The following is a 997-nucleotide window of genomic DNA, read 5'->3' on the forward strand; positions in this document are numbered from 1 at the left end:
ACGTTCTCGCGCCTTGCGCCGTTTGCGACTTACGAAGACGAGTATTTTCGGCTAAACGAAAATACGATTAAAAAACGGTAATTCCACTAAATTCGCAAATGGCGCAAGACGTGTGTTGGCAGAAGTTTATTTATTTACTAAATTAAATCGCTTATAGTTTTCGGGAAAATCTTTAAGCATAAAGAATATTGACATGTGTTCTTTTTTGTAAGAGTCTTTTGTCTGTAATAATAATTTCTCAAATGTTCTTCCAAATTTTCTTTTAGCTTGTCGACTTGGAAATTCCATTTTCTCATCAATAATAACTTGTTCTATTCTCTTTTTTACACCTTCTTTTGAGCAATTATCACGAAGATAATTACCATATACTTCATTAAAAGTTTCTTCGGAGCTTATAAATTTATAATCAGCAGGAACCGTTGGATTAGCATTAAAAAGGTTTTGAATTGCTTGATTGAAATTGAATGAAGTAAAAAATTCTTTATAGAATTCACTATAGCGAATCATTATATCTTCAGCTTTAAGGCTGTCAAAAGAACCAATAAATCCAAAAAAGGGTGCTGGCTTTGCTAGTTTAATTTGTGACATTAAATATGCACCATTACAAACTGCCAATGTCATAAATAAATGATTACCTATTATTGAATTAATACGAGATAAATTATCGCATAATTCTGACCAATAAATAAACTCTCCAGATATTAATGAAAGCCCTTCGGTATTCCCGTGAATTTCGATATGAAGAATAGGCATTAAATTCATTTTCTCACAATCGTCTGCAATAGAAGTTAAGCTTTTAAAGAATTCTTTTTTATTTTCAATCTGTATTAATTCAGCTTGCAATTTACCGTTATGTTCTTGCTCTTTCCATCTTAATAAATCATTATATAATTCTTTTCCTGTTTGTTTTTCTTTATTTAAATCTAAAGATTCTATAACGTAAATTTTATTAAAATTAAAAGTACTCATTATTTTTTGGGTTAAATTTCTGCCAACG

1 protein-coding gene is annotated in these 997 nt (G+C 29.6%); it reads right to left on the bottom strand.

The features are described from left to right. Positions 1-126: 126 nt before the first annotated feature. A partial coding sequence (locus tag GXM17_RS21365) for a hypothetical protein (RefSeq protein ID WP_208796483.1) occupies positions 127-997 on the bottom strand: 871 nt, incomplete at its 5' end.

The sequence above is a fragment of the Flavobacterium fluviatile genome (assembly GCF_010645065.1).
GTDB classification, from domain to species: domain Bacteria; phylum Bacteroidota; class Bacteroidia; order Flavobacteriales; family Flavobacteriaceae; genus Flavobacterium; species Flavobacterium fluviatile.